The 13,888-nt window shown below is 40.8% G+C and carries 13 protein-coding genes and 2 pseudogenes; 8 read left to right on the top strand and 7 right to left on the bottom strand.

Annotated features, from left to right (window positions below; translation table 11 throughout):
- Window positions 1-24: 24 nt before the first annotated feature.
- The 3 genes from OVA33_RS03235 to OVA33_RS03225 all read left to right on the top strand — a co-directional run bounded on the left by OVA33_RS03235 (window position 25) and on the right by OVA33_RS03225 (window position 1,638).
- A complete protein-coding gene (locus OVA33_RS03235; protein WP_017419311.1) occupies window positions 25-501 on the top strand; it encodes a DUF4879 domain-containing protein in 477 nt (158 codons plus the stop codon).
- An 80-nt stretch (window positions 502-581) separates the two neighbouring features.
- Window positions 582-830 (top strand): sigma-G-dependent sporulation-specific acid-soluble spore protein CsgA, encoded by a 249-nt coding sequence (locus OVA33_RS03230; protein ID WP_025650163.1) that lies wholly within the window; start codon window positions 582-584, stop codon window positions 828-830.
- Window positions 831-939: 109 nt separating this feature from the next.
- Window positions 940-1,638, top strand: coding sequence for a YqeB family protein (locus OVA33_RS03225; protein WP_063174898.1), 699 nt, complete (start codon window positions 940-942; stop codon window positions 1,636-1,638).
- Between the two features lie 44 nt (window positions 1,639-1,682).
- On the opposite strand, the gene OVA33_RS03220 is transcribed toward OVA33_RS03225, so the two are convergent.
- On the bottom strand, window positions 1,683-1,943 hold the full coding sequence (locus tag OVA33_RS03220; protein WP_003156732.1) for a hypothetical protein: 261 nt from the start codon (window positions 1,941-1,943) through the stop codon (window positions 1,683-1,685).
- A gap of 185 nt (window positions 1,944-2,128) precedes the next feature.
- On the opposite strand from OVA33_RS03220, the gene OVA33_RS03215 reads away from it, so the two are divergent.
- Together OVA33_RS03215 and OVA33_RS03210 are read left to right on the top strand one after the other, a co-directional pair.
- The gene (locus OVA33_RS03215) at window positions 2,129-3,748 is read left to right on the top strand and encodes a glutamate/serine transporter AimA (protein WP_014416799.1); all 1,620 of its coding nucleotides are present in this window, start codon (window positions 2,129-2,131) and stop codon (window positions 3,746-3,748) included.
- 403 nt (window positions 3,749-4,151) lie between these two features.
- Entirely contained in the window at window positions 4,152-6,041 is a 1,890-nt protein-coding gene (locus OVA33_RS03210) for a glycosyltransferase family 2 protein (protein WP_025650165.1), read from the top strand.
- 68 nt (window positions 6,042-6,109) lie between these two features.
- On the opposite strand, the pseudogene OVA33_RS03205 reads toward OVA33_RS03210, so the two are convergent.
- Both OVA33_RS03205 and OVA33_RS20655 read right to left on the bottom strand, forming a co-directional pair.
- Window positions 6,110-6,250 (bottom strand): annotated as a pseudogene (locus tag OVA33_RS03205) (glycerophosphodiester phosphodiesterase family protein); the annotation flags it as partial.
- Window positions 6,248-6,355 (bottom strand): annotated as a pseudogene (locus OVA33_RS20655) (glycerophosphodiester phosphodiesterase); the annotation flags it as partial. The pseudogenes OVA33_RS03205 and OVA33_RS20655, both read right to left, overlap by 3 nt.
- 347 nt (window positions 6,356-6,702) lie before the next feature.
- Between OVA33_RS20655 and OVA33_RS03200 the strand changes: the two are divergent.
- Together OVA33_RS03200 and OVA33_RS03195 are read left to right on the top strand one after the other, a co-directional pair.
- Complete coding sequence (locus tag OVA33_RS03200) at window positions 6,703-7,905, top strand: hypothetical protein (protein WP_025650166.1); 1,203 nt, start codon at window positions 6,703-6,705, stop codon at window positions 7,903-7,905.
- 67 nt (window positions 7,906-7,972) lie between these two features.
- On the top strand, window positions 7,973-8,221 hold the full coding sequence (locus OVA33_RS03195) for a DUF2651 family protein (RefSeq protein ID WP_014720665.1): 249 nt from the start codon (window positions 7,973-7,975) through the stop codon (window positions 8,219-8,221).
- A gap of 181 nt (window positions 8,222-8,402) precedes the next feature.
- Here OVA33_RS03195 and OVA33_RS03190 read toward each other — a convergent pair whose 3' ends face one another.
- Window positions 8,403-9,290, bottom strand: a complete 888-nt coding sequence (locus OVA33_RS03190; protein ID WP_017419318.1) for a glycerophosphodiester phosphodiesterase — start codon at window positions 9,288-9,290, stop codon at window positions 8,403-8,405.
- 97 nt (window positions 9,291-9,387) lie between these two features.
- Window positions 9,388-10,722, bottom strand: a complete 1,335-nt coding sequence (glpT, locus tag OVA33_RS03185) for a glycerol-3-phosphate transporter (RefSeq protein ID WP_063636927.1) — start codon at window positions 10,720-10,722, stop codon at window positions 9,388-9,390.
- Between the two features lie 334 nt (window positions 10,723-11,056).
- Between glpT and OVA33_RS03180 the strand changes: the two genes are divergently transcribed.
- Window positions 11,057-11,299, top strand: coding sequence for a DUF2651 family protein (locus OVA33_RS03180; protein WP_128974172.1), 243 nt, complete (start codon window positions 11,057-11,059; stop codon window positions 11,297-11,299).
- 55 nt (window positions 11,300-11,354) lie between these two features.
- On the opposite strand, the gene hpaB is transcribed toward OVA33_RS03180, so the two are convergent.
- Together hpaB and OVA33_RS03170 are read right to left on the bottom strand one after the other, a co-directional pair.
- Window positions 11,355-12,800: a 4-hydroxyphenylacetate 3-monooxygenase, oxygenase component gene (gene hpaB / locus OVA33_RS03175; RefSeq protein WP_025650168.1), complete on the bottom strand. Its 1,446-nt coding sequence runs from the start codon at window positions 12,798-12,800 to the stop codon at window positions 11,355-11,357.
- Window positions 12,801-12,949: 149 nt separating this feature from the next.
- A complete protein-coding gene (locus OVA33_RS03170; protein ID WP_236830003.1) occupies window positions 12,950-13,435 on the bottom strand; it encodes a hypothetical protein in 486 nt (161 codons plus the stop codon).
- Window positions 13,436-13,888 lie beyond the last annotated feature (453 nt).

The raw sequence follows: 13,888 nt of genomic DNA, 5'->3' as shown, positions 1-13,888 counted from the left end.
AAAAGAATTAGAGGGGGAAAAAACATGAAAAAGAGACTCGTTACGCTATTCGCGGCGGCCGCCGCTGTTTTGTTGCTTGTGAGCGGGTTGTGGGCTCCATCAGCGTCTGCGGCGCCGGCTCCTGCTTTAACACAAATCCGTATTATCGGTGTGACGTCTGACGGTCAGAGTTACCAATGGGAAAATATCGGGCCGAACCAAATCAGCGCATCAAAACCGATGAAGGGTACAACGGGTTATTTAGCCGTATATTTCCAAGGGTATCCGAACAATAACACGATCCAGGCGTTTAACAACGGAACGAATATTACAAATCTTACGTCAAAAGCGCTGGAAGATGAATATACGAAAAACGGCAATATCGTTACAGGCTATATTAAATATTACAGTGTTCCTCTTTCTTATGTCAGTTCAGGAACGTTCTCTTTCTCCGCAACGGGGCTGAACGGGCCGTACACACCGTTAAGCAGCGGATTTTTCTCCATTCAGGTACAGAGTTAAAACAGCCGCCCGGTGCTTTCATGTATAGTTTTTCTCTCTTTCCGGGAAGCTATTCCTAAAGAAAAGGGAGGGCTTACATGATGGACAGGACACTCGGATATTTGCGCGAGTCGCTTTCGAACCACTTGGAGCATGATGTGTGCCGAAGGATTTATAAAAAGCTTCAGGTGAAGCATTATGAAAATGAGGGCGAGTTTGTGAAAGATCTAAATGATTTGGAAATGGATGCGCTGAATCAGGTGCTTGAAAAGGAAATCAAATATGCTGAGAACGAGCAGGATGAGAAGCGCACGATGGAATTGAATGAAGTATATGAGCTCCTGTTTTAAAAAGCCTCCCGGCGGTCGGGAGGCTTTTTATTGTTTCGGAAACAGTTTACAGAATCATCCAACCCTTTGTATATTGGATAGTTGTGAAAAAAACAGACGGAGGAGAAACATGAACGAAATAAAAAAACAGACGGTTCTTGAGTTGTCATCGGTTGAAAAAGCTTTGGTTTTTCTGGTGCCGCCATTATTAGGGCTGGTCATCGGATGGTTTCTGCCGGTCATTGCGAAGTGGGCCGTAACATTGGATTGGCTGCCTTTTCACGGGCCGCTGGAAATAATCGCTTCCTTTCACGGATGGAAGGCTGCGGCTGCAACTGCCGTTATCGGCTTAATTGGGGGAGTGTGGCTGACGCAGGCAGCTTTTAAAGAAAGTCTTGTGGCAGTCGTGACGGACAGCGAGGTGTCCTTAACCATATATAATGAAGAAAGCGTGTTTTCGAAAGACAGCATTTCCGGTGTGTTTACGGATGGGAAGTATCTTGTCTTATTAGGCACTGAAGGACAGGAGCTTTTTCGGGAGAAGCTTGAGCCGGCGGTTGAAAAAGCGGCTGATGCGTTTCGCGCGCATGGGTATGTCTGGCTGGGGACGGAAGATCCTTTTAAAGAAGAATACAAACGGTGGGTGCCGGACACGCCGGATTTGGAGCCTGGGGCAAATGCTCTTTTAAAAGCGAGAGAAAAGGCGCTGAAAGAGGAGGAAAAGGCAGATGCGAAAGAGCTGAAAGCGGAAATATCCAAACTGGGCATTACTGTGCGGGAGAAAGGATCGCGCCAATATTGGCGGATCTATAAAACGCCGTCTGCATAAAAAAGCTGCCGCCGTTTGATACGGCCGGGCAGCCCGGGAACAGATTATTTCTTCTTGTCATCATAATATTGAACCGGGTACATGGAGCCTTCCGATACCATTTTGTTGTCTTCAATATCTTCGGGATGCGGGTTGCCTGCTTTGTTGACGGGGAATGATTCAATATCCTGCTTCCCGGAGAGCGATGTTTTCATATTGCGGATAAAGTTCATCACCTTTTGGCGGTTTGATTTATCTTTGAGCAGGTAGGAAGTCACTCCGACAGTCGACACGGCAAGTCCTGAAATGAGCAGTTTTTGTTTCACGATAAAAACTCCTTTCTATTTCTGGCTTGCAGTAGTTATTCCCGCTTAACGGCTGTTTAAACATCGGAAGGTTAATTTTGGCTTGCCGCTTTAATGCGATAAAGATTGACAAAACTATTTTCAGAATAATATTATAAATATATGATAGCGTTGGAGTCATATTTTAATTGAAAGGTGTTAACTTTATGAATCAATTACATCGCAGAATGGGAACGTTTGCACTCATGATGGTCGGACTTGGGTCGATGATTGGCTCCGGTTGGTTATTCGGGGCGTGGCGGGCGGCTCAGATTGCGGGACCTGCCGCAATTATTTCCTGGATTATCGGTATGATCGTTATTTTGTTTATCGCACTTTCTTACAGTGAATTGGGTTCAATGTTCCCGGAAGCCGGGGGAATGGTAAAATATACTCAATATTCTCACGGATCATTTATTGGATTTATCGCAGGATGGGCAAACTGGATTGCGATTGTTTCCGTTATTCCGGTGGAGGCGGTTGCGTCTGTTCAATATATGAGCTCATGGCCGTGGGAATGGGCAAAATGGACAAGCAATCTCGTTCACAACGGCACTCTTACGGGAGAGGGGCTCGGCTTCGCATCCGTATTACTGATTATTTACTTTTTACTGAATTTTTGGACAGTTAACTTATTTTCAAAAGCGAATTCATTGATTACCATATTTAAAATCATTATTCCGGGGCTGACAATCGGAGCGCTGCTGTTTACCGGTTTTCACGGCGGAAACTTCACATCCGGTTCAAGCATTGCGCCGAACGGCTGGGCAAGCGTGCTGACGGCGGTGGCCACATCAGGTATCGTATTTGCGTTTAACGGGTTTCAAAGCCCGATTAACATGGCCGGCGAAGCAAAAAATCCCGGCAAATCGATTCCGATTGCGGTTGTCGGTTCGCTGCTGGTCGCAACCGTCATTTACGTCCTATTGCAAATCGCATTTATCGGGGCGGTTGAACCTTCCATGATCGTTCACGGCTGGAGTCACCTGAACTTCAACTCTCCATTTGCCGATTTGGCGATCGCATTGAATATCAACTGGCTTGTCATTATTCTTTATGCGGACGCGTTCGTATCTCCGTCAGGAACGGGTATCACTTATACCGCTACGACGTCCCGCATGATTTACGGCATGGAAAAAAATAAATATATGCCGAGCATTTTCGGAAAGCTTCATCCGCTGTACGGCGTGCCGCGCCAAGCGATGATTTTCAACCTGATCGTATCGTTTATCTTTTTGTTTTTATTCAGAGGATGGGGCGTGCTTGCTGAAATCATTTCCGTTGCGACGCTGATTTCCTATATCACGGGTCCCGTGACGGTGATGACGCTGCGGCGGACGGCGGCGGATTTGTACAGGCCTCTCCGTCTGAAAGGCCTGAGCGTGGTTGCACCGCTCGGCTTCGTGTTCGCGTCTCTCGTGCTGTATTGGGCGCGCTGGCCGTTAACAGGGCAGGTGCTGTTTATCATTTTGATCGGCCTTCCGATTTATTTCTACTACCAAGCGAAAGCGAAGTGGAAAGGATTCCGCAGAAACTTTAAAGGCGGCGTCTGGATGGTTGTCTATCTGCTCAGCATGATGGTCATTTCATGGCTCGGAAGTGAAAAATTCGGCGGTCTGAACATCATTCCGTACGGCTGGGATATGGGGCTGATCGCAATCGTTGCCCTTGCCTTCTATGCGTGGGCGCTGAAGAGCGGATTCAAGACTGAGTATTTGAAAGACGCCAAAGCAATCAATGATCAATTAAAAGGCGGACAGGCGGAAGCCGCTGCCGGAAAAGAGTAAGTTATAAAAAGTTGAAGTTTTTGAGAGTCTGGGCCTGTAAGCGCAGGACAAAGGCACCTTTAAGTTGAAAAGCAGGTATCATACCTGAAAACGACTTAGAGGTGTTTTTTTATGGGTAAATTAAAAATCCGCAAAGTATCGTAATTAGGATTAAATGAAGTGAGCTTTCCAAATTCAAAGAGAAATGAATCAAAGCATTTGTTAGGGATCTTATGGAAAATCCGATTTAATTACTGGAAATATTCCATCTTATTATCTAGATTACGGTGGCTAGGTTTAAAAACACATTAAAATTTTTAACCCATATTTATAAAAGAAAGAAATTATGGTAAACTTTTAAAATTGGATTCGAATAATTCTGGACTTGTTTTTATATAGGAAACAATAATTAAGGAGAAAAAAGATGATATTTACTGTAGCTATTCCGGTTTATAATGATCAAAACACAATTAGAGATTGTCTCGATAGCGTAGTGAACCAAACAGTTGGAGAGGACAAACTTGAAATTATCTGTGTAAATGATGGTTCAACTGATAAAAGCGGTAATATTTTAGATGAATACATGAGCAAGTACAAGTTTATTAAAGTAATTCATCAGCAGAATAGCGGCGCACCTGGCAGACCGAGGAACAAAGCTATAGAAGCAGCAACAGGTGATTATATTTATTTTCTAGACGGAGATGATTATTTAGGACCTGAAGCTTTAGAAAAGATGGAAGAAAAAATAGTTCAGTATCAAAGTGATATAATTATCGGCCGTTATGAAGGAATTAATAGAGGTGTTCCTGTGGCTGTATTTAAAAAGAATCCAGATTGTTTTTCCTTCCCTGGTTCCAATGCTCTTTTTACGATGAGTGCTCAAAAGCTATTTAAACGGGAGTTATTAATTAAACATAATATTCGTTTTCCGGAACACTTCTCTCTAGGAGAAGATCAACCGTTTATGATTCAAGCGTATGCATATTCAAATTCCATAGCCCTTGTTAAAGATTACCCATGTTATTATTTGACCAATCATCAAACAATAGGAAGGGTTCAACTTACTAAGAAACCATTATCAGGTAAAAGTTTTATGTTCAGAATCGAAGAAACATTGGCATCTATTGAATTACTGAACCTTGAAACAGATAAAAAACGGCTGATTTTCTTTCATTACTGGGAAAGGATTATGGAAGTGGAGTTAAGCGCTCTGATTTCAAAGTCTTTTCTAATTGAAGATAAAATCTATATTTTTAATACATTAAAGAAAATGCTTGACAAGTACCAATACTTAGATTACTACCAGCAGTTTTCTTCCCGCCATAAAATCTTATTACGTTTAATTGAGAAAGGACAATTGGAGGATTTAATTGCTTTCTGGTACGCTGAAAAACAACCTGGTAACATGGTAGTACAACATGGGAAGGTCTATCCAAAACCAGAATTAGCATACAATTTGGCCTTGCATGAGTCCATTTCCTTTCATCGTAATAATAAATTTGAAGGAGAAATAACAAAAATAGAGAAATTAGAGAATGCCGTTTTGTTAGAGGGTTTTTGTTATCATTCACATGTTGACTCCTCAAATGAGCGTTTATTTATCGAAGTCTCTTTGAGAGAACAAAAAGATAAAACAATTTCATTTCCAGCTTATAGAAGCCTTTTTGAAAAAAAATATCCTTTTGAAATAGATACGCAAATTATAAAAAAAGAAAAAGTTACTTATTTTTATGCATATATTTCTATAGAATCTTTACTCCATTTAAATAGCGAAGATGGTATATTAGATTTAAGATTAATTAGTAAGATAGAAGATTATACGAAATCATTGAGATTAAAATCGAAAGAAAGCGTTTATTTAAAAAATGCTTCTTATATTGCAAAAGGATGTAAAGAACCTATCGTTATAAACTCGTATCTAACTAAATGGGGTAATCTTTCTCTTGTTGTTAAACATCAAATGTTACATTTTAAAAACTTTGTGTTAACCTGCAGCGGTTCTAGGATTAAAGGACATTTTGATTGTGAAACAGATTTAAGTTTTGGAGAACAAAATTCTTTCCAGGTGAATTTTGGAAGGTTTCTTGTGTTTAAACCTGATGTGGTACTTAAAGATTCTACCCGAAAAAAAATGTCATATGATTTTAGTTTTGAAGTAACTAAGCAGGAGTTAAAACAAATTAAGCTAAAAAAGAATGCAGAAGTGATTATTGGTCATTTGCAACAAAGTGTTCCTGTTATTTATAAGGGCAAATCTATTAAAGCAAAAGTTAAGAATATACTAAGACCGTTATTTAAAGGGAGAAATATTTAAAATTAATATTATAAAACTGCACGCGATATACGTGCAGTTTTTGTTTTGAAATCTTTAGATTCGTAAACCTATTGATCCCTATTAGATTTAACAAAATTAAATATATCCGAATAGTTGGTAAACACACCGGTTACGCCCCAATTCAGCAGACGGCGCATGTCCGCTTCGCTGTTTACGGTGTAAGAATGAAGCAGAAGGCCGTGGCTGTCAGGAGACAAAAGGTTTCCTTTTCCCACCGCCGATACAGGCGTGACGATGAGTGACAATAAACCGAATGAAAGCAATACTAAAGCAAACAACTTATGTTTCCGCATGTTTTCTTCCGCCTTATCAATAACTGTCTTCCGTATTAAACAATGAATGTAAAAGATATGTTGGGCAACTATTAATCTTTTATGTGTTTCTTTCTTCTCCGTAACTTCATCCGTTTTCCTGTACTCCAAGTCAAAGTTTTAGAGACAAAACAAATAATTAACCACAGAGAAAATATAGTACGCAAGTCGTGTTTGAAATAATTGTATAATAAATTAAAATATGGAAAAATGAACAAATAGTTGATGGTAATAAGTATGAAAAAGCGAAAATTTTTTGTAACATTCTGCATCGTCACTCCCTAAGTTTATTTAGGGAGTCATTATTATTTTAAGGAGTGAGATTATATTTGAACAAAATTAAGTGGTTAATTATAATTGCGGTCATAGTATTAATAGGTATATTTATATGTATCGGAACTTTTAAATATACTAATACAGTTTCTGATGTTAAACAAACTGAAACAGAAAAAGAAAAGAATTTCTTGAATGATAAAATTGCAGCTATATATTATTCAGCTACAATAGATTACCCTAAAGATGGGAGTTATACTGTATATATTGATGAAAAAGGAAAAGCAACAGCTGTAAAAGGAGATGCTATTGAAGTTGGAACCATTGCACAAGATGAAAAAAACATAGTTAGACAGGACAAAAAAGAAGTTTATATGATAGGCGGTAACTTTAAAAAATTCCCGATGCAACATCAAGTACATACAAGTTATGGGCAATCATCAGGCCATTTAATAAAAGAAAATATCTTTTATTTTTTGAATAATCAAGGAGTCGGTGAAAACCATTATAATAGTTTAATCAGATGGGGTAACGGCAGTGGATTTCATGAAAAGATTATTCCGGGTTTCTACACAAGTACCGGTAATGACGGTGAATATATTTACGTGATAAATGAAGATTCTTCAACCAAAACACCGACTTTTCAGGGTATTAAAATAGATAAAGATAAAGTTACAGTAGGGAAAGGAACAACAATTCCTATATTAAATGAAGAAAATTGGAGTGTTTATTCACAGATAATAGTTAAAAAAAGCTCAGCCTTTTTTATACTATATAACCAAACGGATAAATCAAACAAAGTACAATTCAAAGTAGCAGAAATTGATTTAAAGCATAATAAGTACAAAGGGGCTTTTCCTTTAGGCAGCTATAATATCCCTGAGGAAATTTCTCAACTGGCAATTCCTCTTTCCACTAATAACTTTTTTGTGAAAAATGACACTTTATATCATTTGGCAGCTAATTCAATACTTTATACTTTCGATCTGAAAAGTATGAAGCCGGGAAAAAAAATCCCGTTAAATAGGTCGACAAAATTTGAAAACCAAGCAAAATTCACTTATTTTGACGAGTCTAAAATTTTCTTGTTAGAAATAAGCAAGGGCGGGAAATATGTGATTAATTCTTATTCTTATAAAAACGGAAAAAAATTAAAATCTACTCCTATCAGAGGACTTGAAAAAATTATTAACAATGCCCATGTTTCTGAATATGACTTTTTTATGATTAAGAAAAACAAAGAAATATGGAGTGATTAGATATAAATGGCTAGACAGCTGAGTGAGTATACTTAAGGGGAAATTAAATTCACAAAGGAGAATAATAATGGATGAGCTAGATCTTGCTTTTGGTATTTTACCACTTTCTATTATCGTCTTATCGATTATATTCACTTATATTTTCAAAAAAGTGTATATAATGCCGCTTGTCAGTATAGTTGTTTCAGTCATATTAATGTTCACTGTTTTTAATCTATCCTTCTGGGGATGGGTGGTTGTCTATGGTTTAGTATCACTTGTATTATCGTCTATTACAAATAGTATAAGAAAGAAAATAGATAATAGAAATAAATAATTATATCCTTTTGTTTAAAAAGGTATCACAAGTAATTCATCATTACAGTGATACCTTTTTACAATTAAGGTGAGTCTCAGCCTTTTAATAATATGCTCCGCCCGCTACATAACCCATGATGCGTTTGCATTATCGGGCAAAAAAACACGGGTTCGGCATCATCTCCGAACCCATGCTGGCTTTATGATTTGTATTCTTTTTTAACCTTTTGAAATATATCCGCATAGTTGGTAAACACACCGGTTACGCCCCAATTCAGCAGACGGCGCATGTCCGCCTCGCTGTTTACGGTGTAAGGATGAAGCAGAAGGCCGTGGCTGCGAATGTTTCGGACACTTTGAGCGTTCAGCGCTTTGTAATCCGGTCCGATTCCGACGGCATATGTTTTAATGTCCGTTAAATCTGCGTCAGTCATTGACGTCATCTGTTCCGCTTCAAGCAATTGGACGGCGGGAAGTTTCGGATCGAGCTGTTTGATTTTCAGAAGGCTGTCCCTGCTGAAAGACTGAATGATAACTTGTCCAAGTTTCGCATGCTTACCTGCCAATTTGTATTTTTTCAGTGAAGCGATCAGTTTTTCTTCCATACCCGGATATGTTTCGGGCGCCTTTGTTTCAATATAATAGTTTGCATGTCTGCCGAACCGTTTTAACACATCATCAAGTGTGGGAACGCGAAGTCCGGCGTATTGCGGTTTTGCTTTTTCCGGATAGGCCTTATTGAACCAAGAGCCGGCGTCGAGCTTTTGAATCTCGGCTAATGTATGATCCTTCACCCAGCCTTGTCCGTTTGTGGTGCGGTCCAATTTTTCATCATGCATGACGATCAGCTTGCCGTCTTTTGTCATTTGTAAATCCAACTCAATATAGTCAGCCTTCATTTTTTGCGCAGTTTCATAAGAAAGGATCGTGTGCTCCGGGACATACCCCGAAGCACCGCGATGGGCAATGGTCAAAATTCTGTCAGGAGACAAGAGGTTTCCTTTTCCCGCTGCTGATACAGGCGTGACGATGAATGACAATAAACCGAATGAAAGCAATACCAAAGCAAACAACTTATGTTTCCGCATGTTTTCTTCCCCCTTAAAAAAATCAATATCTGTCTCTAGCGTAGAAGATAGTTGTAAATCCTGTACTGCAAAAATATTAATCTTTTATGTTGTTTTCTTACGCATGCTCCGCCCGCTTGCCCGTATTCCACGTCATAGCCAAGAAGACGATGGACAGCACGCATGAGGAGATAAGCATGATAAATCCGCCGTTCCAGTCAAAGCGGTCTACGACATAACCCATGATGGCGTTGGCGAAAGCAGAGCCTCCGATGTAGCCGAAAAACCCGGTTAAGCCGGCTGCCGTTCCCGCCGCTTTTTTAGGCGCAAGGTCAATGGCCTGAAGCCCGATCAGCATGACAGGTCCATAGATTAAGAAGCCGATGCTGATCAGCGCGATATTATCGATGAGCGGATGACCGGCAGGGTTAAGCCAGTAGACCAATACAGCGATAAATACGCCGGCCATGAACAGTACGCCTGCCGGCGCGCGGCGGCTTTTGAAAAACCGGTCGCTGATCCAGCCGCACAAAATCGTTCCCGGGATTCCCGCATATTCATAAAGGAAATAAGACCATCTGGAATCTTCAGGAGAGAATCCTTTCGCTTCCGTCAAATAAGTCGGCGCCCAGTCAACGACACCGTACCGTACGAAGTAAACAAAGACATTGGCAAATGCGATATACCACAGAAATTTATTATTCAGCACGTATTTGAAAAGAATTTCTTTGGTCGTCATCTCTTTTTCCTGGTCTTTGAACGCATGTTTCGGATAGTCATTCCGGTATTCTTCAATCGGCGGAAGCCCGCAGGATTGCGGCGTGTCCCGAACGAGAAGAACAATCACAAATGAAATGACGATGGCGATAATCGCCGGAAAGAAAAACACGCTTTTCCAAGTAACAAACATGGCGATGCCGAGAGTCACGAGCGGGGCGAGAATACCTCCGCCTATGTTATGGGCGACATTCCATATCGACATTTTCGTGCCGCGTTCACTGATGGAAAACCAATGAGCCATCGTTCGTCCGCAAGGCGGCCAGCCCATTCCTTGAAACCATCCGTTAATAAACATAAAAATGAACATAATCGTCACGCTTGACGTGACCCATGGCATGGAAACAAATAAAATGTTTACGACACCTGACAAAAACAGACCTGTCGCAAGGAAATACCTCGGGTTGCAGCGGTCAGACACCATCCCCATAATAAATTTACTGAAGCCGTAAGCGATTGATACGGCCGCAAGCACCAAGCCGAGTTCCCCTTTTGAAAACCCTTGTTCCTGAAAATAAGGAATAGCGAAGGCAAAGTTTTTGCGAAGCAAATAATACCCGGCATACCCGATGAAAATCCCCAAAAATACTTGCAGCCTGAGCCGTTTATAGGCCGCATCCGTCTTTGAATCATCCAATCTCTCAATATGCGGAGCCGGCTTGAACAATTGAAACATCATATCCTCCCCTTTGCTGAACGTCTATCATGATGTATGTATGACTCCTTTCCTTGAAAATGACAAAAAGAACCAGAAATCACCCTTGTGAAAGGGCGGGGTTTCCTGGTTCTCCTCATCTCCATCCAAAAATCATTAACTTGTGTATGATAGCGCTTTCTTAAATTATCACAGTCTGACGTGAATGTAAACGCTTTAAGGAAAGTTTTCATTTTTTTGAATAAATAACCGGAGGGAATATCAGCCGGAGCGCGAAAGATTTGAAGTACTCGATTTTGTACTCAGGCATAAGATGTGTTAGGCCGAACTAAGAAAAGCGAAGGGAGTGCATCTGTTGATTGATGAATTGGATTTTGCGTTCGGTGTTCTGCCGCTTTGTATCATCATCTTGTCAGTCGCCGGAACGTATTTGTTTAAAAACGCGTTCATTATGCCGGCTGCCGCTTTAGCCGTTTGCCTTATATGCACATTTGCCGTATTGAATTTCTCGTTTATCGGGTGGGCCGTTGTGTATACGCTTGTCTCTTTCGCGTTATCGCATATTACGATGGTGGTGATCAGCCAAAATAAAAAATAGGATCGGCGCCAGCCGATCCAGCTATCATAAGCAGAGATGCGCTCTCTGCTTTGTTTTATTTATGAATGTGCAGGAATTCCTTGATGACCGCGGTCTGTTCTTCTTTCGGATAGCTTCTGTACAGATGGCTGGTTAAGCGGACGGGGTCACCGAAGAAGTACCGCTCATATTGTGTCTGTCTTGTTCCGAAGGGGCTCATGGTCAAATCCCATGCGAGGCGGAACACTTTTACCCGGTCCTCAGCGTTCAATTCGGCCGCCTGCAAATATTGGTCAAGGTCTCCTCTGATGTCCGATTTGAACGATTTTTCAGTCGGCAAAGTTACCATTCCGCTTGCTCCGATCAGCTGAATGATTTCCGTGAAGCGCGGGTAAATGTCGGGAAAAATCGCGCTGACCACACGAAGCGGAGTGACACTCGGACGCATATAACCCCATTCATCTGTTTCCGCATCATTCTCCGATTTTTCCAAAAGGGCTTTCATCGTTTCCAGACCGGTGATGATTTCAGCCATCTTAGCCTGAATATGCTGATATTCGCCCACATCTATCGCTTCGACAAGCGTTTGGGCGAGACCCAGGAGAAACTCCGTCTTTACAATTTGTCTCGTGATAACTTGATGAAATGCGAAGGCGTTAAAAGAACTTTTCATATTAAAATCAAAAGCCGCCTCGTAATTATTATAAAAAAATACGCGTTCCCAAGGGACCAAAACGTGATCAAATACAACGATAGAATCCATTTCTTCATATCTTGAGCTGAGCGGATAATCAAACGCTGATTTTCCGAGTACGAAAGATTCCCTGCAGATGAATTTTACTCCCTTTGTATTGGAAGGGATTGAAAAAGCGAACGCTTCATCCGATTCAAAATACATTTTAGGCAGAGAAACCACGAGCACTTCATCCGTCAGGCCGCCTTGTGTGGCTAAAATCCGGGCGCCGTGTATGATGAGGCCTTTTTCATTTTTATCGACGACTTTTGCCGAGATAGGTGTCGGCGATACGTTTACACCCATTTGTGAACGATTCACCTGAGGGGTGATAAACGTGTGCGTAAAAGAAAGATCCTGAGCAGCAGCGCGTTCGTACAGCGCTTGAACATGTTCCGGAAAACAATGCTCGCGGTCTTTCAAAAGCGCGGCGGAGGAGGCGAAGCTCATCAGCACGGTATTCATATAATCCGGGCTTCGTCCCATCATTCCGTGCGTGTGTCTGGCCCAATGTTCGAACATGTTTCTTCTTCTTTTTACGTCTTCTTTCGTTTTCGGCTGCAGGTATGAAAGCCCGGCCCGTTCTTTTTTACCGGGAAGACTGTAAGTCATTTGATCTTTCATGTCCGGTTTCGTTTGCAAATCATAAAGAGAGCGCTTCGTTTCCAGAAGGCCCTTAAATGCGGGATGTTCAGAAATCTGTCCCTCGATCTTTTCACCATCGAGCCAAATCTCATTTCCAAGCTGATTTAATCGGTCAATGAACATTTTGCCATTAATGATACCCATCATGTCGCCCTTCTTTCTTTGCAGATCCACTACCTCATTATATTGAAAACGAAATTGGGTGTTCCGGTTATTTCCAAAGAGGAAGAGCCTTTTTTGATAAGGGGGGTGAAAGGATTGCATAATAAAAAACCCCTTAAGCAGAGGGGTTTTTAACTGATCATGTCTTTGTATCGTTGTTCGAGGACAAAGTCTATCATTCCGGTGATACGGGTGTTTTCAGCGTTCTTTGTAAAGTGAGGAATGGAGTGCAAAGGCCCTTTTTGGTACAGTTTCAGCAGTTTTATTAGATATATTAAGCCCCTGGCGAATAAAAAAAGCAGGAGATACGGAAGCAGGCGGGGAACATGAACATAGCTGACTTGACCTGAGAAAAGTGCAGTCAGAAACATAGCAATAACGCTTCCGATAAAAATCCATTTCATAAAATCAAATAATGAGGAGTCAGGTTTGGAAAACTGATTTTTCAGCTTGAATAACTTCTCAGTATCTTGTTCTTCAAGACATTTCATCAGTTCTTCATCATTTTTACAAGAGCTAATCTGCTTCATGCTTTCGTCGAGTGTATCATCACTTTGTTTACCGCCCGCTAAAGAAGCCAGTGTACGATATTTCTTTTCCAGATTTGTATTTATCATATTTATAACCCGGAAGGAGTAAGTGTTTCTTCTTAAGCGGCTGTCAGGTAACCGGTCTTTCTTTTCGCGCGAAAAAAACATATAAAACGCGACAATACATCCGATTGTAAACAGTGAAAACACTGCCGGCAACAGATCAGATAAAATGGGAACAGGTATGAGTGTTTTGACTTGAATAAACAAGAATGAAGTGAAGATCAACGCTATCACTATACAGCAAAAAGCAATCTTCATGAGCATTTGAAAAGGAAGAGCCGGAGCAGAGTAATAGTACTTTAAAAGACTGAGCGTATGTACATCCTGTTCAGCTAAAAAGTCCATCATTTCTTGTTCATTCTTACATTTTAACAATCTTTGTGCAGTTTGCTTTGCTGTGTTAAATGCGGATTGATTTTCATTCAATGAGTGAAACCTCCAAAAAAATAATAGGAATAAAACTGCATGAATAAGATA

It is taken from the genome of Bacillus sp. KICET-1, from assembly GCF_027721405.1.
Taxonomy (GTDB): Bacteria; Bacillota; Bacilli; order Bacillales; family Bacillaceae; genus Bacillus; species Bacillus velezensis.
Note: the sequence above shows the minus strand (reverse complement) of the source record. Positions and strands in the feature narration are given on the sequence as shown.